At 73.2% G+C, this 20,933-nt stretch carries 20 protein-coding genes; 11 read left to right on the forward strand and 9 right to left on the reverse strand.

From position 1 onward, the window contains the following. Positions 1-70: 70 nt before the first annotated feature. Positions 71-3,856: a polarized growth protein Scy gene (scy, locus tag ACFVS9_RS03860; RefSeq protein ID WP_389929851.1), complete on the reverse strand. Its 3,786-nt coding sequence runs from the start codon at positions 3,854-3,856 to the stop codon at positions 71-73. 204 nt (positions 3,857-4,060) lie between these two features. Beyond that, positions 4,061-4,489, reverse strand: a complete 429-nt coding sequence (gene mce / locus ACFVS9_RS03865; RefSeq protein WP_383115048.1) for a methylmalonyl-CoA epimerase — start codon at positions 4,487-4,489, stop codon at positions 4,061-4,063. Positions 4,490-4,623: 134 nt separating this feature from the next. On the opposite strand from mce, the gene ACFVS9_RS03870 reads away from it, so the two are divergent. Further along, positions 4,624-5,826, forward strand: coding sequence for an acetyl-CoA C-acetyltransferase (locus ACFVS9_RS03870; protein ID WP_383115047.1), 1,203 nt, complete (start codon positions 4,624-4,626; stop codon positions 5,824-5,826). 28 nt (positions 5,827-5,854) lie between these two features. Further along, positions 5,855-6,817, forward strand: a complete 963-nt coding sequence (meaB, locus tag ACFVS9_RS03875) for a methylmalonyl Co-A mutase-associated GTPase MeaB (RefSeq protein WP_383115046.1) — start codon at positions 5,855-5,857, stop codon at positions 6,815-6,817. Between the two features lie 76 nt (positions 6,818-6,893). On the opposite strand, the gene ACFVS9_RS03880 is transcribed toward meaB, so the two are convergent. Beyond that, complete coding sequence (locus ACFVS9_RS03880; RefSeq protein ID WP_389929854.1) at positions 6,894-7,559, reverse strand: PepSY domain-containing protein; 666 nt, start codon at positions 7,557-7,559, stop codon at positions 6,894-6,896. A gap of 120 nt (positions 7,560-7,679) precedes the next feature. On the opposite strand from ACFVS9_RS03880, the gene ACFVS9_RS03885 reads away from it, so the two are divergent. Together ACFVS9_RS03885 and ACFVS9_RS03890 are read left to right on the forward strand one after the other, a co-directional pair. Further along, on the forward strand, positions 7,680-8,339 hold the full coding sequence (locus ACFVS9_RS03885; RefSeq protein ID WP_389929856.1) for a response regulator transcription factor: 660 nt from the start codon (positions 7,680-7,682) through the stop codon (positions 8,337-8,339). Continuing rightward, a complete protein-coding gene (locus ACFVS9_RS03890) occupies positions 8,336-9,820 on the forward strand; it encodes a sensor histidine kinase (RefSeq protein WP_389929858.1) in 1,485 nt (494 codons plus the stop codon). Before ACFVS9_RS03885 ends, ACFVS9_RS03890 begins: the two co-directional genes overlap by 4 nt. An 80-nt stretch (positions 9,821-9,900) precedes the next feature. Here ACFVS9_RS03890 and ACFVS9_RS03895 read toward each other — a convergent pair whose 3' ends face one another. From ACFVS9_RS03895 to ACFVS9_RS03910, 4 genes are all read right to left on the reverse strand, one after another. Continuing rightward, positions 9,901-10,380 carry a MarR family winged helix-turn-helix transcriptional regulator gene (locus tag ACFVS9_RS03895; protein WP_383115042.1) on the reverse strand — a complete coding sequence of 160 codons (480 nt, stop codon included), beginning with the start codon at positions 10,378-10,380 and terminating at the stop codon, positions 9,901-9,903. A gap of 96 nt (positions 10,381-10,476) precedes the next feature. Then, a complete protein-coding gene (locus ACFVS9_RS03900) occupies positions 10,477-11,238 on the reverse strand; it encodes an AIM24 family protein (RefSeq protein WP_383115041.1) in 762 nt (253 codons plus the stop codon). After that, positions 11,235-11,885 carry an AIM24 family protein gene (locus tag ACFVS9_RS03905; RefSeq protein ID WP_383115040.1) on the reverse strand — a complete coding sequence of 217 codons (651 nt, stop codon included), beginning with the start codon at positions 11,883-11,885 and terminating at the stop codon, positions 11,235-11,237. Before ACFVS9_RS03905 ends, ACFVS9_RS03900 begins: the two co-directional genes overlap by 4 nt. Beyond that, positions 11,885-12,517 carry an AIM24 family protein gene (locus ACFVS9_RS03910; protein ID WP_383115079.1) on the reverse strand — a complete coding sequence of 211 codons (633 nt, stop codon included), beginning with the start codon at positions 12,515-12,517 and terminating at the stop codon, positions 11,885-11,887. Before ACFVS9_RS03910 ends, ACFVS9_RS03905 begins: the two co-directional genes overlap by 1 nt. Before the next feature lie 210 nt (positions 12,518-12,727). Between ACFVS9_RS03910 and ACFVS9_RS03915 the strand changes: the two genes are divergently transcribed. The 3 genes from ACFVS9_RS03915 (at position 12,728) to ACFVS9_RS03925 (ending at position 14,937) form a co-directional block, all read left to right on the forward strand. Continuing rightward, the gene (locus ACFVS9_RS03915) at positions 12,728-13,078 is read left to right on the forward strand and encodes a DUF3817 domain-containing protein (RefSeq protein WP_383115039.1); all 351 of its coding nucleotides are present in this window, start codon (positions 12,728-12,730) and stop codon (positions 13,076-13,078) included. Beyond that, a complete protein-coding gene (locus ACFVS9_RS03920) occupies positions 13,075-13,368 on the forward strand; it encodes an MTH1187 family thiamine-binding protein (RefSeq protein ID WP_031091528.1) in 294 nt (97 codons plus the stop codon). The genes ACFVS9_RS03915 and ACFVS9_RS03920 overlap by 4 nt, the downstream gene beginning before the upstream one ends. Before the next feature lie 171 nt (positions 13,369-13,539). Then, positions 13,540-14,937 carry a glycosyl transferase gene (locus ACFVS9_RS03925; protein WP_389930075.1) on the forward strand — a complete coding sequence of 466 codons (1,398 nt, stop codon included), beginning with the start codon at positions 13,540-13,542 and terminating at the stop codon, positions 14,935-14,937. Between the two features lie 40 nt (positions 14,938-14,977). Here ACFVS9_RS03925 and ACFVS9_RS03930 read toward each other — a convergent pair whose 3' ends face one another. After that, positions 14,978-15,964, reverse strand: coding sequence for a DUF5937 family protein (locus tag ACFVS9_RS03930; protein ID WP_383115038.1), 987 nt, complete (start codon positions 15,962-15,964; stop codon positions 14,978-14,980). A gap of 71 nt (positions 15,965-16,035) precedes the next feature. On the opposite strand from ACFVS9_RS03930, the gene ACFVS9_RS03935 reads away from it, so the two are divergent. The 4 genes from ACFVS9_RS03935 (at position 16,036) to ACFVS9_RS03950 (ending at position 20,130) form a co-directional block, all read left to right on the forward strand. Next, positions 16,036-17,382, forward strand: a complete 1,347-nt coding sequence (locus tag ACFVS9_RS03935) for an MFS transporter (protein ID WP_383115037.1) — start codon at positions 16,036-16,038, stop codon at positions 17,380-17,382. A 31-nt stretch (positions 17,383-17,413) separates the two neighbouring features. Next, the gene (locus ACFVS9_RS03940; RefSeq protein ID WP_383115036.1) at positions 17,414-17,926 is read left to right on the forward strand and encodes a MarR family winged helix-turn-helix transcriptional regulator; all 513 of its coding nucleotides are present in this window, start codon (positions 17,414-17,416) and stop codon (positions 17,924-17,926) included. A 76-nt stretch (positions 17,927-18,002) separates the two neighbouring features. Beyond that, a complete protein-coding gene (locus ACFVS9_RS03945; protein WP_383115035.1) occupies positions 18,003-18,335 on the forward strand; it encodes a DUF3817 domain-containing protein in 333 nt (110 codons plus the stop codon). Between the two features lie 94 nt (positions 18,336-18,429). Next, positions 18,430-20,130 carry a methylmalonyl-CoA mutase gene (locus tag ACFVS9_RS03950; RefSeq protein WP_383115034.1) on the forward strand — a complete coding sequence of 567 codons (1,701 nt, stop codon included), beginning with the start codon at positions 18,430-18,432 and terminating at the stop codon, positions 20,128-20,130. On the opposite strand, the gene ACFVS9_RS03955 is transcribed toward ACFVS9_RS03950, so the two are convergent. Then, positions 20,106-20,792 carry a TetR/AcrR family transcriptional regulator gene (locus ACFVS9_RS03955; RefSeq protein WP_389929864.1) on the reverse strand — a complete coding sequence of 229 codons (687 nt, stop codon included), beginning with the start codon at positions 20,790-20,792 and terminating at the stop codon, positions 20,106-20,108. The genes ACFVS9_RS03950 and ACFVS9_RS03955 overlap by 25 nt on opposite strands. Between the last annotated feature and the right edge of the window lie 141 nt (positions 20,793-20,933).

The raw sequence follows: 20,933 nt of genomic DNA on the forward strand, positions 1-20,933 counted from the left end.
TTTGAGTGGCTGACCCCCGGAGCGCTTGCGACCCGAAGGGTTGAATGTTCATGACGAAATCCGTGAGCGGCTACCCGTCCGACGCCTTGCCACCCGACCGTGTGCCCGCCGTGGCACCGGCCTTGACGCCTCCGCCCGACCCCTTGCCCGCCGTGCCCGGAGCCTCGAAAGATTCCAACGCCTCCAGGACGTCCTGGACACGGGAGATCTCCGTATTGATGTCCTCGCGTCTGCGGACCAGCAGGTCCAGCTCCCGGCGGCCCTCGTCGACCATCTGCTTCGCCTCGGCCTCGGCGTCGGCGCGGAGCTTCTCGGCCACCCGGGTCAGCTCGGCCTTCTTGGTCTCGGCCTCCTTGAGGAGTGACTCGGCACGCTTCACGGCGGCGATGCGTACCTTGCTCGCCTCCGAATTGGCGTCCGACAGCAGCTCCTTGGCCTTGGTCTCGGCCTCGGCCCGCTGCTCCGTCGCCGCCTTCATCAGCTTGTCGACGCGCTCGCCCGCCGTCTTCATCTGCTCGGAGGTCTCGCGCCGGGCGCGCTCGTGCAGATTCTCGATCTCGCTCTCGATCCGGGTCCTGAGCTCCTCCGCCCGCTCCCGGGTGGCGGTGGCGTCCCTGCGGGCGCCCACGAGCAGTTCGTCCGCGTCCGTACGGGCCCGCTCCACCAGGGAGTTGCCCTCGACGGTCGCCTCGGAGGTGATGCGGACGGCCTCGTTGCGGGCCGCGCCGACCATCCGGTCGGCCTGCTCCTCGGCCTCCGTCGCGGCGCGCAGCGCCTCCTCCTGGGCCTTCTCGACGAGCTGGTCGGCCTGTTCGGCGGCGTCGGTGCGGCGTTTCGCCGCGGCTTCGCGTGCCTCGTCCAGCAGCCGGTCCGCCTCCTGGCGGGCCTCCGCGCCCAGTTGCTCCGCGGCGGACTCGGCGTCGGCGCGCAGCCGTTCCGACTCCTCGCGGGTGCGGGCCGCGTGCTCCTGGGCCGAGCCGACGGTCTGCGCCGCCTCCGCGCGCAGCCGCTCCGCCTCGTCTCCCGCCTCCGCGACGAAGTGCTCCGCCTGCTCGGTGGCCTCCGTACGGACCCGCTCGCTCTCGGCGGTGGCCTCGGCCATGAGCCGGTCGGCCTGCGCCGCCGCCTCGGAACGGATGCGGTTGGCGTCCTCACGGGCCTCGCCACGGGCCCGCGCGGCGTCCTGCTCCGCCGACGCGAGGGCGTCGGAGGCCTCCGTGCGGACCCGCTGGCTGTACTCGGAGGTGTCCGAACGCAGCTTCTCCGACTCGGTGATGGCCTCGGACACGGTCCGCTCGGCCAGGGCCTTCGCGGCCTCCGACTCCTCGTGCGCGACCTGGCGGGTGCGGTTGGCGTCCTCGCCGGCCCGCTCGCGCTCGGCGTAGGCGTCGGTCCTGACCCGGTCCGCCTCCTCCTGCGCCTCGGTGCGCGTGCGCTCCGCGGCGTGCTCGGCGGCGGACCGCAGCCCGGTGATCTCCTCCTCGGCCTGCTCCTGAAGCCCGGCGACGGAGTCCCGCACCTGCTGGGCGGTCTGTTCGGCTGCCGACACCAGCTCGGTGGCCCGGCTCTCCGCCTCCTCGACCAGCCTTTGCGCCTCGGCCTGGGCCTCCTCGACCCGCTTCCGGGCGGAGGCGAGGAGTTCCTCGCTCTGCTCGCGGGCGCGCTCGCGCTCCTGCTCGGCCTCCGCGCGGGCGGAGCCGAGCGTCTCCTCGGCGGCGCGGCGGCGCCGCTTGGCCTCCTCCTGGGCGGCCTCCAGCGCCTCGGCGGCCTCGGTGCCGACCCGCTCGGCGGCGGCGGCGGCCTCCGAGCGCACCCGGTCGGCGCTGTCCTGCGCCTCGTTCTTCAGCCGCTCGGCCTCGGCGGCGGCCTCGGAGCGCAGCCGTACGGCCACGGACTCGCCCTCGGCGCGGGACTGCGCGGCGTCGGCCGCGGCCTCGTTCCGCAGGCGTTCGGCCTCTGTGGTGGCCTGCTCCTGGAGCACGCGCAGCCGCTCGGCGGCCTCGGCGCGGAGCCGCTCGGACTCCTCGTTCGTCTCACGGCGGATGCGCTCCGCCTCCGTACGCGCCTCGCCGAGGGCCTCCTCGGCGGCGGTGACCCGGTCCTCGGCCTCGGTGTGCAGCCGGGCCAGCTCCTCGGCCGCCTCGGACTTGCGGGCCTCGACCCCGCGCTCGGTCTCCTCGCGCAGCTCCGTGGCGGCCGTCTCGGCCGCGGCGGTCAGGGCGGACGCCTGCTCCTCGGCCTCGGCGCGCAGCTTCTCCGCCTCGGCGCGGCTGCGCTCCAGCGCTTCCTCGGCCTGCTTGCGCAGACCGGCGGCGCGCTCGGCCGCCTCGGTCCGCACGCGCTCGCTCTCGGTGCCCGCGGAGGTCCGCAGCTCCTCGGCGTCCGCCTTCGCCTTGGTCAGCAGCTCCTCGGCGGTGCGTGCGCCCTCCTCCAGCTGCTGGACGGCCTCGCGCCGGGCCTCGCCCCGGATCCGCTCGCCCTCGGCGACGGCCTCCGAGCGGAGCTGCTCGGCCTCGCCGCGGAGCCTGCGGGCCTCCTCCTGCAGCTCGACGGTCTTGGCGCGGTACTCCTTGGTGTCGTCCTTGGCCGCGCCCTTGAGCTGGTCGGCCTGCTCGGCCGCCTCGCCGCGCAGCCGGTCCGCCTCGGCCTCGGCCTCCCGGCGGATCCGGTCGGCCTCCTCACCGGCGGCCCTGGTGGTGGACCTGGCGTCCTCGGAGGCCTTGGTCAGGACCTCCTCGGCGTTCCGGGCCGCCTTCGCCAGCTGGGCGGCGGCGTCCTCGGCGGCCAGGGTGCGGGCCTTCTCCGCGGCCTCGGTGACCTCCCGCTCGGCCTGCGCGCGGGCGTCGACGAGCGCCTGCTCGGCCTCCTCCTTGAGCGCCTCGGCCTGCTTCGTGGCCTCGCCGACCAGCCGGGCGATCTCGGACTTCGCCGTACGGGTGCGCTGTTCGTTCTGCGACTCGGCGGCGGCCAGCCGCTTGACGGCCGCCTCCTTCGCCTCGGAGAGGACCTTCTCGGCCTCCAGCCGGGCCTCGCGCAGCCTGGTCTCGGCCTCCTGCGTGCGCTGCTCGGCGGTGCGGTTCAGCTCCGCGGTCTGCTGCCGGGTCTGCGCGGTCTCCGCGGTGGCCGCCGAGCGCAGCCGCTCGGCGTGGCCGGTGGCCTCCTGGGCCTGCGTGGAGGCGGCGTCGAGCAGCCTCTCGGCGTCCCTGCGGGCCCGCAGCAGCGTGGCCTCCGCCTCGCCACGGGCCGACTCCGCCTCGGAGTTGAGGCGCCGGCGGGTCTCGTCGGCGATCCTGGCCGCCTCGGCGCGGGCCGCGGCCAGCGACTGCTCGGACTCCGTGCGCGACTCGTCCAGGAGGCGGCGGGCCTGGGACTCGGTCCTCGACCGCAACTGCTCGGCCCAGGCGACGTTCTCGTTGACGTGGGACTCGACGGTCTGCCGGCGCTCCGCCAGCTCCTGGTCGAGCCGCTGGCGCCGCTGCACCGCCTCGGCGTGCAACTCGGCCTGGAGCCGCGCCTGGTGCTCCGCGTGCTCCTGGAGGATCCGCTGCGTCTGCGCCCTGGCCTCGCGCAGCTCGCGTTCGGCGTCCGTACGCAGCTGGTCGGCCTGGATCTGGGCGTTCCGCAGCATCTGGTCGGCCTGGTAGCCGATGTCCGCGCTGTCGTGAGCGGGACGCATCGCCAGACTGCGCCGTGCCTCGTGCAGCTTGGCGCGCAAGACCTCGACCTGGTAGCCGAGGTCCTCGGCGTGCTGGACGGCCTTCTCCCGGTCGGTCTTCAGCCGGTCCATCTCGGCTTCGAACCGCGAGAGATGGTCGTCGTCAGCTCGGTGGCTCTGCTGGCTCTCGTAGCCCCGCACTGCGCGGTCCCATCCTTCCCCGAGCTCTCAACTTCGTTCGAGCAGGGGAGACCCCAACCCTGGTCACAATTCTCCGTACGAGAACCGCTCGCCGACGAGCGGTCCCCCGGGGAATGGTGACAGATCAACGGCGAGGACGCGGCGCGGCCCCGGCCCGGCCCCGGCCCGGAACCGCCCACTCTACCGGGCCGGGTACCGGTCGGGTCAGTGCTCCGTCGCCGAGGTGACCAGTTCCGTCAGTACGCCGTGGCAGTCCTTGGGGTGGAGGAACGTGATCCGGGAGCCCATGGAGCCGGTCCTGGGCTCGTCGTACAGCACCCGGACGCCCTTCTCGCGGATCTCCGCGGCGTCCCCGTCGACGTCCGCCGTCCCGAACGCGATGTGGTGCACGCCCTCGCCGTTCTTCGCCAGCCACTTGCCGACGGCCGAATCCTCACGGGTCGGCTCCAGCAGCTGGAGGTAGGAAGCCCCGCCGTCCGAGGTGCCGTTGATCTTCAGCATGGCCTCCCGTACACCCTGCTCCTCGTTGATCTCGGTGTGGTGCACCTCGAAGCCGTACGTCGCGCGGTAGAACTCCACCGTCCTGTCGAGGTCGAAACAGGCGATTCCGATGTGGTCGATTCGCGTCAGCATGGAACCAGTGCAGCGCCCCCGCGATGGTTACGCAACGTGCGCGCGATCACACCGACAGCCGGATGACGGGCGCGGTACCGCTCAGTACATTCGGGTAAACCCTCGTTCACAACCAATCCAAGGGGCTGCGCCTCATGTCAGGAACGACCGGAACCACCTCAGTGATCGTCGCGGGCGCGCGTACGCCCATGGGCCGTCTGCTCGGCTCGCTGAAGAGCTTCTCCGGGGCCGACCTCGGAGGCGTCGCGATCAAGGCCGCGCTGGAGCGCGCCGGGATCGGCGGCGACCAGGTCGAGTACGTGATCATGGGCCAGGTGCTCCAGGCCGGTGCGGGGCAGATCCCGGCACGCCAGGCGGCGGTCAGGGCCGGCATCCCGCTGAGCGTCCCCGCGCTCACCGTCAACAAGGTCTGCCTGTCGGGGCTCGACGCGATCGCCCTCGCGGACCAGCTCATCCGCGCCGGCGAGTTCGACGTCGTGGTGGCCGGCGGCCAGGAGTCCATGACCAACGCCCCGCACCTGCTCCCCAGGTCCCGCGAGGGGTACAAGTACGGCGCGGTCGAGATGCTCGACTCCATGGCCTACGACGGGCTGACGGACGCCTACGAGAACATCCCGATGGGCGAGTCCACCGAGCGGCACAACACCCGGCTGGGCCTGACCCGCGCCGACCAGGACGAGATCGGCGCCCTCTCCCACCAGCGCGCCGCCGCCGCCCGGAAGAACGGCCTCTTCGAGGCCGAGATCACCCCGGTCGAGATCCCGCAGCGCAAGGGCGACCCGGTCCTGTTCACGGAGGACGAGGGCATCCGCCCCGACACGACCGCCGAGTCCCTGGGGAAGCTGCGGCCCGCCTTCACCGCCGACGGCACGATCACGGCGGGCACCTCGTCGCAGATCTCCGACGGCGCCGCCGCCGTCGTCGTCATGAGCAGGGCGAAGGCCGAGGAGCTGGGCCTGGAGTGGATCGCCGAGATCGGCGCCCACGGCAACGTGGCGGGCCCCGACAACTCGCTCCAGTCGCAGCCGTCCAACGCCATCCGGCACGCGCTGAAGAAGGAGGGCATCGGTGTCGGGGACCTCGACCTCATCGAGATCAACGAGGCCTTCGCGGCCGTCGCGGTCCAGTCGATGAAGGACCTCGGCGTCACCTCCGACAAGGTCAACGTGAACGGCGGCGCCATCGCCCTCGGCCACCCCATCGGCATGTCCGGCGCCCGTGTGGTGCTGCACCTGGCGCTGGAGCTGAAGCGGCGCGGCGGCGGCACCGGGGCGGCGGCGCTGTGCGGCGGCGGCGGCCAGGGCGACGCGTTGATCATCCGCGTACCGGGCAAGTAGTCACCGTACGAGCGAGCGAGGAGGCCGCGTGAAGGTGGACGTCCCCACCCTGGTCGAGCAGGCACGGGAGGGCAGGCCGCGTGCGGTGGCCCGGCTCATCTCCCTGGTGGAGGGTGCCTCGCCCCAGCTGCGGGAGGTGATGGCGGCCCTGGCGCCGCTCGCCGGCCACGCCTACGTCGTCGGCCTGACCGGATCGCCGGGTGTCGGCAAGTCCACCTCGACCTCGGCGCTGGTGACCGCCTACCGGAAGGCCGGCAGGCGCGTCGGGGTCCTGGCCGTCGACCCGTCGTCGCCGTTCTCCGGGGGCGCGCTCCTCGGCGACCGGGTCCGGATGTCGGATCACGCCTCCGACCCGGGCGTCTACATCCGCTCGATGGCCACCCGGGGCCACCTGGGCGGCCTCGCGTGGTCCGCGCCGCAGGCGATCCGGGTGCTGGACGCGGCCGGCTGCGACGTGATCCTGGTGGAGACGGTGGGGGTGGGCCAGTCGGAGGTGGAGATCGCCTCCCAGGCCGACACCTCCGTCGTCCTCCTCGCGCCGGGCATGGGCGACGGCATCCAGGCGGCGAAGGCCGGGATCCTGGAGATCGGCGACGTGTACGTGGTCAACAAGGCCGACCGGGACGGCGCGGACGCCACCGCCCGGGAGCTCAACCACATGCTGGGGCTCGGGGAGTCCCGGGGGCCCGGCGACTGGCGGCCGCCGATCGTGAAGACGGTCGCCGCCCGGGGCGAGGGCCTCGACGAGGTGGTCGAGGCGCTGGAGAAGCACCGGGCGTGGATGGAGGAGCACGGTGTCCTGGCCGAGCGGCGCAGGGCACGCGCGGCCCGCGAGGTCGAGACGATCGCCGTCACCGCGCTCCGCGAGCGGATCGCCGATCTGCACGGCGACCGCAGGCTGGACGCCCTCGCGGAGCGGATCGTGGCCGGAGGCCTCGACCCGTACGCCGCGGCGGACGAGCTCGTCGCGGGACTCACCGGCGGGAACTGACGGCTCCCGGGCGGCGTGCGGGCCGCCCGGGAACCGCCGGTCCCACGGGGCGTGACCCGCAGGGGCGGACGGACGGTCAGTCGTCGTCACCGTCGTCGTGTCCGTGGCCGTGTCCGTGGCCGTCGTCGTGGTGGCGGTCCTCGGTCACCTTGCCGCTCCCGGCGTCCACACGCAGTTCGTACCGCTTGCCGTCCTCACCCGTCACGTCCACCTCCCAGTGCGTGCGGCCGCCGCGGCCGTCGCCGTCGTCGTCCAGGTCCACCGAGGTCACCGTGCCGGCCCGCGCGCCGAGCGCCGCCCGTACGGCCGCGTCCAGGGAGACCGCCGCGGAACGGGGCGCGGGCCGGTCGCGGTCGTCGTTGTCGTCGTCCACGCGGTGGGAGAGCACCCTGCCGTCCGTCGCGTCCACCTTCACTTCGTGCCGGACCTGGTCGGAGCCGTGGACGTCGAGCTCCCAGACGCCGCCGGAACCGTGGTCGTCGTCGTCCCGCTCGGCCTCGGTGACGGTGCCGGGGACGGCCTTCAGCGCGGCGCCGACGGCCTGCTCGACGCCGACGCGGGCGGCCGTCCCGGTGCTCCCGGTGCCTCGGGAGCCGTCGGTGCCCTCCGCCGCGCGGTCCGCGGCGGCCGTGCGGTCGTCCTTCGCGCGGCCGTCGGAGTCGGCGAAGGCGGCGGTGGCGGCGAGGCCGCCGCCGAGGAGTACCGCCGCGGTGGCGGCGGCGATGGCGATGTTGCGCTTCATGGTGTGGTTCCTCCCCGATGGGATCTGCGGTGCGACGGGAACCACACTGGCCCGGCGATGCTGAACGCAGGCTGAAGCCACCTGAAGACGTCTTCAGGTTCGGTTTGGGAAGCTTCCCCCATGCGCCTGCTGATCGTGGAGGACGAGAAGCGCCTCGCGACGTCCCTCGCGCGGGGACTGACCGCCGAGGGCTTCGCCGTCGATGTCGTGCACGACGGGCTGGAGGGCCTGCACCTGGCCGGGCAGGGGGTCCACGACCTCCTGGTCCTGGACATCATGCTGCCCGGGATGAACGGCTACCGGATCTGCGCCGCCCTGCGCGCCGCCGGGCACGGGACGCCGATCCTGATGCTGACCGCGAAGGACGGGGAGTACGACGAGGCGGAGGGCCTCGACACGGGCGCCGACGACTACCTGACCAAGCCGTTCTCCTACGTCGTCCTCGTCGCCCGCGTCAGGGCGCTGCTGCGCCGGCGCGGCGGCTCCGCCTCACCGGTGCTGACCGCCGGTCCGCTGCGGATGGACACCGCGGCCCGGCGGGTCCACCGGGACGGGGACGAAGTCGCCCTCACCGCCAAGGAGTTCGCCGTCCTGGAGCAGCTCGTGCTGCGGGCGGGCGAAGTGGTCAGCAAGGCGGACATCCTGGAGCACGTCTGGGACTTCGCCTACGACGGCGACCCGAACATCGTCGAGGTCTACATCAGCACCCTGCGGCGCAAGCTCGGCGCCGCGTCGATCCGTACGGTCCGGGGCGCGGGCTACCGCCTGGAGGCGCTGTGAGGTCCGTGCGGGCCAGGGCCGCCCTGGGCGCCACCCTCGTGGTGGCCGTCGCCCTGGCCGCGGCGGGGCTGGCCGTCCTGCTGGTGCTGCGCGCCAACCTGACGGACCGGGCGGGCCTGGAGGCCGAGGTGGCGGCGCGTGAGGTGGCCGGGGAGCTGGCGCTGGGCGCGGCCTACGCGGAGCTGGACCTGGGCGACGAGGAGACCCGCCCCGTCCAGGTCACCGACGAGGACGGCCGGGTGGTGGCCGTCTCCAAGGACCTGGAGGCGATCTCGGGAACGGGCACGGCACAGGTCGTCCCGGTCCCGCCGGCGGCGTCGCCCGCCCCGGGGGACGACGACGGGGACGACGGGGACGACCGGGAACGCGACGACGACCACGGGAGCGGCCCGGCCCGCGGCGAGGTCTCCTCCGACGCGCCGGACTTCGCGAACGGCACCGCCACCGTCGACGGCGCGACGGCGGACTTCCGCTTCGCCTCCGTCGAGCTGACCACCGACGAGGACGTCACCCTCACCGTCCACGCGGGCGCACCGCTCGCGGCGGAGCAGGAGGCCGTGGACACCGTACGGACCTCCATGCTGACCGGGCTGCCGCTCATGCTGCTCGTCGTCGCCGGGGTGACCTGGCTGGTCACCCGGCGCGCGCTGCGCCCGGTGGAGGGCATCCGGCGGGAGCTGGCCGCGATCACGGCCTCCGAGGACCTGGGCCGCCGTGTGCCGGAGCCGGACTCGCGGGACGAGATCGCGCGGCTGGCCCGCACGACCAACGAGACCCTGGCCGTGCTGGAGGCGTCGGTCGGCAGGCAGCGGCGCTTCGTCGCCGACGCCTCGCACGAACTGCGCAGCCCGATCGCCTCGCTCCGCACCCAGCTGGAGGTGGGGGCGGCCCATCCGGGGCTGCTGGACGTGCCCGGCGCGGTCGCCGACACCGTACGGCTCCAGGTGCTGGCCGCCGATCTGCTGCTGCTGGCCCGGCTGGACGCGGGGGAGCGGCCGGGGCGGGCGGTGGTCGACCTGGGGGCGCTGGTCCGCGAGGAGGTCTCCCAGCGCACGGCGGACCGGATCCCGCCGGAGGTGTCCGTGGAGGACGGCGCGCCGCTCGAAGTCACCGGTTCACGGAGCCAGTTGGCCCGGGTGGCCGGCAATCTGCTGGACAACGCCGAGCGCCACGCGGACCGCGCGGTGGCGGTCTCGGTGCGGGCGGAGCGGGGTGATGTGCTCGTCGAGGTCACCGACGACGGCGCGGGCGTGCCCGAGGCCCAGCGGGAGCGGATCTTCGAGCGTTTCGTACGCCTGGACGAGGCCCGCGGCCGGGACGAGGGCGGGGCCGGGCTGGGCCTGGCCATCGCGCGTGACGTGGCCGCCCGGCACGGGGGCACCCTCACGGTGGACGCCGCGCCGGGCGGCGGCGCGCGGTTCACCCTGAGGCTCCCGGCGCCGTCCGGGGCCGGACCGCGACGGACGGCCGCCGACAGCTGAGAGCGGCCGGCCCGCGCCCGGCGGGAACGGCGAAGGACCCGCCCGCGCGGCCGGAACGCCGGGGCGTCCCGGCCGGAACGCTACGGCTTGCCGCGCCGGCCGCGCAGGTGTTCCGCGATCGGCGTCAGTGCCTCGTGCAGTGCGTTGAGCTCGTCGGGGGTGAGCAGGTCCATGAAGTGCCTGCGGACCGACTGGACATGGTGCGGCGCGACCTTCCGCATCGTCTCGTCGCCGAGCTCGGTGAGGACCGCGAACAGCCCGCGCCGGTCCGACTCGCAGTGCTCGCGGCGCACCAGGCCGGCGTTCTCCATGCGGGTGATCTGGTGCGACAGCCTGCTCTTGGACTGGAGGGTCGCCGCGGCGAGATCGCTCATCCGCATGCGCTGGTCCTCCGACTCCGAGAGGTTCACCAGGATCTCGTAGTCGTTCATGGTCAGGCCGAACGGCTGGAGGTCCTTCTCCAGCTGATGGGTCAGCAGCCTGCTGACGTCCAGGTGGGTGCGCCAGGCGCACTGCTCCGCGTCGGTCAGCCAGCGAGTGGCCGTCTCGGTCATCTCCATGTATGGATTCTACCTAAGATGTTGAAAGCCGGACGAATTCAGTGAGTGTGACCCCGCGCACCTGCCCCCCGGACATCACACTCCGCAGACTACCGCTCACAGCCCGAAGCGACGCTGGAGGTCCCCGAGCTGACCCGACGTGCGCGGCGTGGTGCCGTGTTGACCGCCGCCCGGCACGCCGGGCTCGGGCGGGACGGCCCCGGTCGCCTGCTCCGGCATCAGCACCTCGGTCGACTGGAGCAGCACCGTGCCCGCGCCGACGAACTCGAACTGGTGCTCCTCGCCCGAGGTGCCGCCGATCCCGGTCAGCGAACGCAGCCCGCCCAGGACGCCCGTCATGTAGCCGTGGTCGTAGTGGTGGCACGGCGAGGGGCAGTCCGCCCACCCCACCAGTGCCTGCGGGTCCACCCGCAGCGGCGGCTCCATGAAGACCACCGGGCCGTTGGAGGCGGCGACGAACTTCCCCGTCCCGATCAGGGTCAGGAAGCCGGGGACGATCGACTGCTTCAGGGCGAGGGTCGGCTGGTAGGCCAGCAGGTTGCCGGCCCGGATCGTCAGGTTGCCGTCCTCCAGGTCGAAGGAGTTCACGTCGAAGGCCCGGTCCGCCAGCAGCATCTTGCCGCTGCCCTCGGCCACCACCCAGTCGCTCGCGTGCAGCGGGGAGTGGAAGCTCGTACGGACCAGCCGCTCGAAGCGGCCGTGCCCGATCCCGTCGAACTCGATCTGCCCGTAGTAGGCGATCATCCGGCCCTTCTGCAGGAACCACCGGCTCCCCTTGAGCTCCACGCAGAAGGTGTAGGCGTTGACGTTGTCGTCCGACGGCAGCGTCATGGGGTCGAAGACCACGGGCGCGCTCACAGCTTCTCCTCCGACGCCTGGACGTACACCGCTCCGTCGCCGCTGAGCTCCAGCTGGAACGCCTCGCCGGAGCCGCGCCCCACCATGTCGCGCCAGCCGAGCGCCGTGGACAGCCTGTTGGTCACGTTCCCGTGGTGGGCGACGTAGGCCTGCGGGTCCACGTGCACCGGTCCGCCCGGCGTGATCAGCAGCTCGATCACCCCGCCGTGCGCCATCACGGCGACCGCGCCGTGGCCCTTGAGCGTCGTGGTGAACAGGCCCTGCCCGGTCACCTGGCCGCGCACCATGCCCATCACCCCGCCCTGCGAGCCCATGAACATGGTGCCCTGCTGGAGCGTCCCGTCGAAGGCGAGCAGCCGGTCGGCCTCCACGTGCAGGGTGTCGCCGGCCAGGTTGATCACCTGGATGTGGTGGCCCCCGTGGCCGAACATCACCGTGCCGCTGCCCTCGACCGTCATCAGCGGCGTCGACTCGTTGGCGACCCGCCGCCCGATCATCGACCCCAGGCCGCCCTGCCCGCCCTGGATGTTCGGGGTGAACGAGACGTCGCCCCGGTACGCGAGCATCGCGCCGCGCTGGCTGTACATCTTCTGGCCGGGCGCCACCACGGCCTCGACCATCTTCGAGTTGATCTCACGGAACGGCATCAGACATCGCCCCCGACGGTGTTGCGCTCGCTGGGCTGCACGTAGACCAGCCCGTCGCCCTCGAAGCGGATCTGGAAGGACTCGCCGGAGCCCTCACCCATGAGCGTCCGGAAGTTCACCCCGGACTGGAAGTGCTGCCGGAGCCTGCCCTGGTGGGCGATGTAGGCGCCCGGGTCGACGTTCAGCGGGTACTGGGCCGTCACCCGCAGCGCCACCGCCGAGCCGTCCGACATGATCGCCGCCTGCCCGGTTCCCTCGACGGTCGTGGTGAACAGGCCGTTGCCGCTCGCCCCGCCGCGCAGGCCCGTGAAGGACGTGCCGGTGCGCAGCCCCGCGTCGGCGGCCAGCAGGTTGCTGGACTCGACGTACAGGGTCTCGCCGTGCAGCGAGACGAGGTTGATCTCGCTCGCCCGGTCGGCGAAATAGCAGGTGCCCTGCCCCTTCACCTCCATCATCTCCATCTGCTCGCCGGTCAGCCGGCGGGTCACCATGCCGCGGAGGCCGTCACCGCCGCCCGTCATCTTCTTGAAGGTCATCCGGCCGTCGTACGCGACCATCGAGCCGTTCTTCGCCTTGACGGCATCGCCTGTCAGGTCGACGGCGAGCGTCTTGCTGCCTTGGAGTCGGAACATCGCCACGGTGCGACGTTAGCCCCAGGAGGAGTCCGGCGGACAGGGCCCGGCGGCTGACGCCGTCCCCGGCAAGGCCCTGATATGCGCCGATACGTGCCACGGGGGCCGGACGAGGACCCCCCGCCCGGGAGGGCCGGGCGCGATGCCACAATGGCTGTGCTTGTGCCTGCGTTCACAAGCCGACACGCCCCTCCCACCGAAGGTGCCCTCGTGGACATCAAGACCGCTTCCGCCCTGCACCGGCTGCGCCTCATCTCGCTTCCCGAGGCGCTCTCCTTCCCGGCGCTGATCCTCTTCGGCTCGGTGCTCAGCCGGGTCTCGGACATCGACTTCCTGATGATGCCGCTCGGCATGCTGCACGGCATCCTCTTCACGATCTACCTGGTGTTCCTGCTGGACGTGTGGTCCAAGGCGAAGTGGCCGTTCAAGCGGGTCGCCCTGTTCTTCCTCCTCGCGGTCCTGCCGTTCGGCGGGCTCTACGGCGAGAAGCTGCTCAAGAAGTACGAGGCCGACGGCGTCATCGCCGCCCGCGCCCGCGCCGAGGGGACGGTCAGCGCGTGATCGTCGCCTTCTCCGTCAGCCCGCTGGGAGTCGGCGAGGACGTCGGCGAGTACGTCGCCGACGCCGTCCGCGTCGTCCGGGAGTCCGGGCTGCCCAACCGCACGGACGCGATGTTCACCTCGGTCGAGGGCGAGTGGGACGAGGTCATGGACGTCGTCAAGCGCGCCGTCGCCGCCGTCGAGGCCCGCGCGGGCCGGGTCTCCCTCGTGCTGAAGGCCGACATCCGGCCCGGCGTCACCGACGGTCTGACCTCCAAGGTCGAGACCGTGGAGCGGCACCTCGCGGGCTGACGCCCCGCCCGCACCCCCGCCCACGCGAAGAACCGCGCACGAAGAGCCCCCGGAGCCGGGGGCTCTTCCCGTTCGGGCGAAGAATTCCCCTCTCCCGGACCTGTCGGGTCGACACGTCGTGGTATCTCCCCTTCTGTTGGGATACCGGCATGTTCGACCATGGGAGGCGTGATGCCGTCGGAGGGCCACGATCACGACAACCGCGGGCGTCCCGCGGGTCCGCTCGCCGAGCCGTCCACGGCGGGCTACCGGGTGCGCCGCCGCGGCCTCCCGCGCACCCGGAGGCACCGGATACGCGCCGTCCTGCTGACGGCGTCCGCCCCCGCGCTCGCCGGACTCCTCCTCCTGCACGTGCTGTGGCCCACGCACTGGACGGGGGGCGGGGACGGCCGGAGATGGATGGTGCTCGCCGACTCCGTGACCCTGGTCTCCGTCGGTCTGGCCGAGCTGTTCGCGCTGGCCTGCGCCGCCGCCGTCGCGTACGCGGCGCGGGTGGCCGGGGACCCGGTCCCCGTGACGCCCGGGCCCGGTACCCGGCTCGCCCTCCTCACCACGTACGCGCCGGGCCAGGAGCCCCTGGCCGCGGTGCGGGCCGCGCTGGAGGGTGCCGTGCGTGTGCGGCACCCCGGGCCGCTGGACGTCTGGCTGCTCGACGAGGGCGACGACCCCGAGGCCCGGATGCTCTGCGCCGAGCTGGGCGTGCACCACTTCACCCGCCTCGGGGTCCCCGAGTGGAACCGGGAGGCGGGGCCGCACCGGGCCGGGACGCGGCACGGCAACGTCAACGCCTGGCTCGCCAAGCACGGTGACGCCTACGACTTCGTGGCCACCGCGGCCCCCGGCCACCTCCCGCGCCCGGGTCCGACGGAGCGGATGACCGGCTACTTCCGTGACCCGGACGTCGCCTTCGTCGTCGGCCCGCGGGCGCGCGGACAGCAGGCGTCCGGGTCGCCGCGCGGCCTCCTCCACGCGCTGGTCCAGACGTCCGGCAACCGCTTCGGCGCGCCCCTGCTCGACGGCGCCGACATGGTCGTGCGCGTCGGGGCGCTGCGCCAGGCGGGCGGCCTCGGCGCCGACGCGGCGGCCACCGGTTTCGAGATCCACCGCCTGCGCAACCCGCTCACCGGGCGGTACTGGCGCTCCGTCCACACCGCCGACGTCCGGGCCGCAGCCGAGGCGCCCCGCTCCCCGGCGGACGCGTCCACCCGGCGTCCGGGCCGGTCCAGGGCGGAGTACGCGGCGCTGCTGCGGCTGTACGGGAAGGCGCTGTTCCGGGTGCCGCCCGGCCGGCTCCTCGGCTACACGCTGACGCTCGCCCGCCGCCCGGTGGAGGCCGTCACCTGCCTGTTCGCCGTGCTCAGCGGCGTACTGGTCCTCACCCACCCGCAGGCGCGGGCCTGGGCCGTGCTCGCCCTGGCGGCCTCGCTCGCACCCCTCGTGCCGTGGTCCCTCGCGCGGCTGCGCGGGCGCGGCGGCCGCCCGGCCCCCGGCCCGGCCGGTCCGCCGCTCCCCGCCCGGGAGACGGAGCCCGCACTGGCCGCCGCGAGCACCCCCGGCCCGGGGGACTGACGCGCGGGGCGGCCACCCGGTCCCGGTGGCCGCCCGGCCCTCACAGCTCCTGCGCCGCCAGGGTGATGCCCAGCGGGGTGCGCTCGTACAGCACCTGGTGCCCGTAGCGCCGTGAGGTGAGCAGGCCCGCCGCGCGCAGCACCGACAGGTGCGCGGACACGGAGGAGGGGGCGAGGGACAGGCGGTGCGCCAGCGCGCTCGTCCCGGCCGGTTCGGTGAGCGCGCAGAGCACGTCGGCGCGGGCCCTCCCCAGCAGCCGGGCCAGCGTGTCCGGCGTACGGTCGGCGGACTCCGTCCACAGCCCGCCGATGCCGCGCGCGGGGTAGATCACGGCGGGCTGCCAGGGCGGCTCGTACCCGCCGACGACATCCGGCCACACGAACACGCTGGGCATCAGGACCAGGCCCTGCCCGCCCAGGACCCGGCTGTGGTCCCCCCGGGTGCCGACGACCGTCAGGGTCGAGTCCGCCCAGCGCAGCTGCGGGCTGACCTCGCCCAGCAGTCCCTCGAAGCCGACCTCGGCCAGACGGCGCGAGTGGTAGGCCACGTCCGCCTCCAGCAGCGCGCGCAGCCGGGGCCAGTGCGGCTCGACCATCACCTGCCACGCCCGCTCCAGCAGGTCCGCCAGCTCCTGGACCGCCCGCGCGGGGTCGGCCAGCATCCGGCGCCCGGCGGGGGAGCCGAGGCCGCCGGCGGTGTCGGCCAGTGCGAGCGCCATGTCGTTCCTGGCCGTCTCGGGATCCGTCGCGCGCACGGCGGCCACCTCCTCGGCGAAGGTGGCGAGCGGCCCGAGCGGCGGCGGACAGATGAAGTCCGGGTTGTGCCCCCACTCCGGCATCAGCAGCCACAGCGGCGTGAGGTCCAGCTTCGCCGCGTCCTCCCTCACCCGGCGGAGCCACGGCAGGTGGTAGCCGTGCCGGGAGCGGCGGTGCAGGGTGCGCACGGCCTCCTGCGTCTCCCACAGGGGGGAGAGCGCGAAGCGGCAGCGGAGCAGGTCCCTCTCGTCGAAGTGCAGATGGAACGGCACGGCACCCACCCAACTTTCGGAGTCAGCCGAAAGTCTACGGAGCGCCCGGCCCGTTCCCCCAAGCTGCGTCCATGCCGAACGACACCACCACCCCGGCGGGCACACCCCGCGACGAGCCCGGCGGCGAGGCGCTGTCCCCGGCCCTGCCCCCGGAGCGGGCCTCCTCCCACGACCCGGGCCCCGCTCCGGAGGCAGACCCCGCGGGGGGCTACCGGTCCGTGTTCGCGGTGCGCGAGTTCCGGGCGGTCTTCGCCGCGCACCTGCTCTCCCTCCTCGGCGTGGTCGTCAGCGAGCTGGCGCTCACCGTGCTCGTCTACGACCTCACCGGCTCGCCCCTGCTGTCCGCCCTCACCTTCGCGCTGGGCTTCCTCCCGTACGTCGTCGGCGGCACCCTCTTCGCCGGGGTCGCCGACCGCTACCCCGCGCGCCGGGTCCTCGTCACCTGCGACCTGGTCTGCGCCGGCTGCGTCGCCCTGATGGTGCTTCCCGCCACCCCCGTCCTCGCGCTGCTGGCCCTGCGCTGCGCCGTCGCGGCGGTGGCCCCCGTCTTCACCGGGACGCGGACGGCGGCGCTCACCGACATCCTCGGCGAGGGCGACCTCTACGTCCTCGGCCGCTCCCTGCTGCGCCTGGTCTCCCAGAGCGCCATGCTCGTCGGCTTCGGCGCCGGCGGGGTGCTGCTCACCGTGCTCTCCCCGCGCGGGGCCATCTCGGTCACCGTGGTGACGTTCCTCTGCTCGGCGGCGCTGCTGCGGTTCGGCACCCGGGACCGCCCGGCCCGCGCGGGAGGCGACGCCGGCGGGGCGCTGCTCACCCAGTCGCTGGCCGGGGCCCGGGCCGTCCTCGGCGACCGGCGTATCCGGGGGCTCCTCCTCCTCTTCTGGGTCCCGGCCTTCTTCGTGGTCGCACCGGAGGCCCTCGCGGCCCCGTACGTGGACGCGCTCGGCGCCGGCCCGGCCGCCCTGGGGCTGCTGATGTGCGCGATGGCCGTCGGCCACATCGGTACCGAGCTGTACGTGGGGACCGCCCTCGGCCCCCGCGCCCGCTCCCGGATCGTGCTGCCCGCCGCCGCCCTCGGCCTGCTGCCGCTGGTGCTCTACGCGTTCCGCCCCGGGATGGTGCTGACCGTGGCCGCCCTCGTACTGGCCGGGGCCGGTGCGGCGTACATCATCGGCCTCGACCAGTGGTTCGTCGAGGCGGTCCCCGAGCATCTGCGGGGCCGGGCCATGACCCTTCTCACCGCCGGTCTGATGACGGTCCAGGGGCTCGGCATGGCCCTGGCGGGACTGGCCGCGGAGTTCTTCCCCGTGCACCAGGTGGTCGCGTGCTCGGGGGCGGTGGGCACGGTCTGCACGCTGCTGCTGATCGTGGAGGTGCGTAGAACGCGCGTCCGGTACCGAAGTGCGAGACAGGGCTGACCGCCAAGTGACCAGTGGGTAAGGTCGTGGCGTGCCGAAGCCGCTCAGCCTCCCGTTCGACCCCATCGCCCGCGCCGAGGAACTCTGGCACCGGCGCTGGGGCCCGGTGCCCTCCATGGGCGCGATCACCTCGATCATGCGCGCGCAGCAGATCCTGCTCGCCGAGGTGGACGCGGTGGTCAAACCGTACGGGCTGACCTTCGCCCGGTACGAGGCGCTCGTCCTGCTCACCTTCTCCCAGGCCGGCGAGCTGCCGATGTCCAAGATCGGCGAGCGGCTGATGGTGCACCCCACCTCGGTGACGAACACCGTGGACCGGCTGGTGCGCTCGGGGCTGGTCGCCAAGCGGCCCAACCCCAACGACGGGCGCGGAACCCTGGCCTCCATCACGGACAAGGGCCGCGAGGTCGTCGAGGCGGCCAGCCAGGACCTGATGGCGATGGACTTCGGGCTGGGCGCGTACGACGACGAGGAGTGCGCCGAGATCTTCGCGATGCTCCGGCCGCTGCGCGTGGCCGCCCAGGACTTCGACGACCAGCGCTGACGGGCGCCGCGCGGGGGCGGCGGCGAGGGCCGGGGCGCCGCAAGATCGCCCCGGACCGCCGGTTACGCTCGATGCCATGAAACGCAGTGTGCTGACCCGCTACCGGGTGATGGCCTACGTCACCGCCGTCATGCTGTTGATCCTGTGCGTCTGCATGATCTTCAAGTACGGCTTCGACACCGGTGAGGGTCTGACGCTCGTCGTCTCGCAGGTCCACGGTGTCCTCTACATCATCTACCTGGTCTTCGCCTTCGACCTCGGCTCCAAGGCGAAGTGGCCGATCGGCAAGCTGCTCTGGGTGCTGGTCTCCGGCACGATCCCGACCGCCGCGTTCTTCGTCGAGCGCAAGGTGGTCCAGGAGGTCGAGCCGCTGATCGCCGACGGATCCGCGCAGGCCGTCAAGGCCTGATCCGGGGGACCCGCGAGCCCGCAAACCGCCCCGCGCGAAAGCGTGGGGCGGTTTGCCGTCGACATTTACTAGGACGTCCTAGTAAATTTGATCCATGGACGCTCACGCGATCGAGGAGGGCCGCCGCCGCTGGCAGGCCCGTTACGACAAGGCCCGCAAGCGCGACGCGGACTTCACCACGCTCTCCGGCGACCCCGTGGAGCCCGTGTACGGGCCGCGCCCCGGCGACACCTACGAGGGGTTCGAACGGATCGGCTGGCCCGGTGAGTACCCCTTCACCCGGGGACTCCACCCGACCGGCTACCGGGGCCGCACCTGGACCATCCGCCAGTTCGCCGGCTTCGGCAACGCCGAGCAGACCAACGAGCGGTACAAGTCCATCCTGGCCAACGGCGGCGGCGGCCTCAGCGTCGCCTTCGACATGCCGACCCTGATGGGCCGCGACTCCGACGACGCCCGCGCGCTCGGCGAGGTCGGCCACTGCGGCGTCGCCATCGACTCCGCCGCCGACATGGAGGTCCTGTTCCAGGACATCCCGCTCGGCGACGTCACCACCTCGATGACGATCAGCGGGCCCGCCGTCCCCGTCTTCTGCATGTACCTGGTCGCGGCGGAGCGCCAGGGCGTCGACCCGGCCGTGCTCAACGGCACGCTCCAGACCGACATCTTCAAGGAGTACATCGCGCAGAAGGAGTGGCTCTTCCAGCCCGAGCCGCACCTGCGCCTCATCGGCGACCTGATGGAGCACTGCGCCCGCGACATCCCCGCCTACAAGCCGCTCTCGGTCTCCGGCTACCACATCCGCGAGGCCGGGGCGACGGCCGCGCAGGAGCTCGCGTACACCCTCGCCGACGGCTTCGGCTACGTGGAGCTCGGCCTCTCGCGCGGGCTGGACGTGGACGTCTTCGCCCCCGGGCTCTCCTTCTTCTTCGACGCGCACCTCGACTTCTTCGAGGAGATCGCCAAGTTCCGCGCCGCCCGCCGCATCTGGGCCCGCTGGATGAAGGAGACCTACGGCGCGCGGACCGACAAGGCGCAGTGGCTCCGCTTCCACACCCAGACGGCCGGTGTCTCGCTCACCGCCCAGCAGCCGTACAACAACGTCGTACGCACCGCGGTGGAGGCCCTGTCCGCCGTCCTCGGCGGCACGAACTCGCTGCACACCAACGCCCTGGACGAGACGCTCGCCCTGCCCTCCGCGCAGGCCGCCGAGATCGCCCTGCGCACCCAGCAGGTGCTGATGGAGGAGACCGGCGTCGCCAACGTCGCCGACCCGCTGGGCGGTTCGTGGTACGTCGAGCAGCTCACCGACCGCATCGAGGCCGACGCCGAGAAGATCTTCGAGCAGATCAGGGAACGCGGCACCCGGGCGCATCCGGACGGCAGGCACCCCATCGGACCGATGACCTCAGGCATCCTGCGGGGCATCGAGGACGGCTGGTTCACCGGCGAGACCGCCGAATCCGCCTTCCGCTACCAGCAGTCGCTGGAGAAGGGCGAGAAGCGCGTCGTCGGCGTCAACGTCCACCACGGGTCCGTCACCGGCGACCTGGAGATCCTGAGGGTCAGCCACGAGGTCGAGCGCGAGCAGGTGCGCGCGCTCGCCGCGCGCAAGGAGGCTCGTGAGGACGCGAAGGTCCGCGGCGCGCTGGACGCCATGCTGGCCGCGGCGCGCGACGGCTCGAACATGATCGGGCCGATGCTGGAGGCCGTACGGGCGGAGGCGACCCTCGGCGAGATCTGCGGGGTGCTGCGCGACGAGTGGGGCGTCTACACGGAGCCGCCGGGCTTCTGAGCGGCTGCCCCGGCCCCCCGGGGCCCGTGGCTCCGCTGCGGAGCGGCCGCGCCGAGCCCCGAGAGCAGCAGCACGGTGAAGCGCCGGGCCCAGTCGGTGTCGACGGGCTCGGCGCTCACCAGCGTCCGGTGCACCACGGCGCCGGCGATGACGTCGAAGATCAGGTCGGCGGTCCGGGCCGCCACCGCGGCGTCCGGCTCGGCGGGCAGTTCGCCGCGCCGCTGCGCACGCTCCCGTCCCAGCAGCACGAGGCGCTTCTGCCGGGTCACGATCGAATCGCGTATACGATCCCGCAGCGCCTCGTCCCGCGTGGACTCGGCGACCACCGCCATCAGCGCCGTCTTGGTCTCCGGCCGCTCCAGCAGGGCGGCGAACTGGAGCACGACGGCCTCCACGTCGGCCGGGAGGCTGCCGAGGTCGGGCAGTTCCAGCTCGTCGAAGAGGACGGCGACCGCGTCCACCACCAGTTCGTTCTTGCCGGCCCACCGGCGGTACAGGGTGGTCTTGGCGACCCCCGCCCGGGTCGCCACGTCGCCCATCGTCAGTTTCGACCAGCCGAGGTCCACCAGCGACGCACGGGTCGCCTCCAGGATCGCGGCATCGGCCTCGGGGCTGCGGGGACGTCCGGACCGGGTGGGTCCGGTGGGGCTGCGGCTCAGCATGCGGCGACCATACCGGCCGGTAAGTAGCGTTGACCGGCCCCGGAACCCGTGAGACAGATCACCGTGCGCTCTTGCCCCGCAGGGGGGACCGGCAGTTACGCTACGGGTCGTAGCGTAAGGAGCGGCGGTCCGTCCGTCGCA

The sequence above is a fragment of the Streptomyces sp. NPDC058008 genome (assembly GCF_042886395.1).
GTDB lineage: Bacteria > Actinomycetota > Actinomycetes > Streptomycetales > Streptomycetaceae > Streptomyces.

Bases quoted from the DNA above. Each gene is read 5' to 3' on its own strand.
- mce (WP_383115048.1), bottom strand. From the start codon at position 4,489: ATGCTGACGCGAATCGACCACATCGGAATCGCCTGTTTCGACCTCGAC.
- ACFVS9_RS03870 (WP_383115047.1), top strand. From the start codon at position 4,624: ATGTCAGGAACGACCGGAACCACCTCAGTGATCGTCGCGGGCGCGCGT.
- ACFVS9_RS03880 (WP_389929854.1), bottom strand. From the start codon at position 7,559: ATGAAGCGCAACATCGCCATCGCCGCCGCCACCGCGGCGGTACTCCTC.
- ACFVS9_RS03885 (WP_389929856.1), top strand. From the start codon at position 7,680: ATGCGCCTGCTGATCGTGGAGGACGAGAAGCGCCTCGCGACGTCCCTC.
- ACFVS9_RS03895 (WP_383115042.1), bottom strand. From the start codon at position 10,380: ATGGAGATGACCGAGACGGCCACTCGCTGGCTGACCGACGCGGAGCAG.
- ACFVS9_RS03905 (WP_383115040.1), bottom strand. From the start codon at position 11,885: ATGCCGTTCCGTGAGATCAACTCGAAGATGGTCGAGGCCGTGGTGGCG.
- ACFVS9_RS03910 (WP_383115079.1), bottom strand. From the start codon at position 12,517: ATGTTCCGACTCCAAGGCAGCAAGACGCTCGCCGTCGACCTGACAGGC.
- ACFVS9_RS03925 (WP_389930075.1), top strand. From the start codon at position 13,540: ATGCCGTCGGAGGGCCACGATCACGACAACCGCGGGCGTCCCGCGGGT.
- ACFVS9_RS03935 (WP_383115037.1), top strand. From the start codon at position 16,036: ATGCCGAACGACACCACCACCCCGGCGGGCACACCCCGCGACGAGCCC.
- ACFVS9_RS03945 (WP_383115035.1), top strand. From the start codon at position 18,003: ATGAAACGCAGTGTGCTGACCCGCTACCGGGTGATGGCCTACGTCACC.
- ACFVS9_RS03950 (WP_383115034.1), top strand. From the start codon at position 18,430: ATGGACGCTCACGCGATCGAGGAGGGCCGCCGCCGCTGGCAGGCCCGT.
- ACFVS9_RS03955 (WP_389929864.1), bottom strand. From the start codon at position 20,792: ATGCTGAGCCGCAGCCCCACCGGACCCACCCGGTCCGGACGTCCCCGC.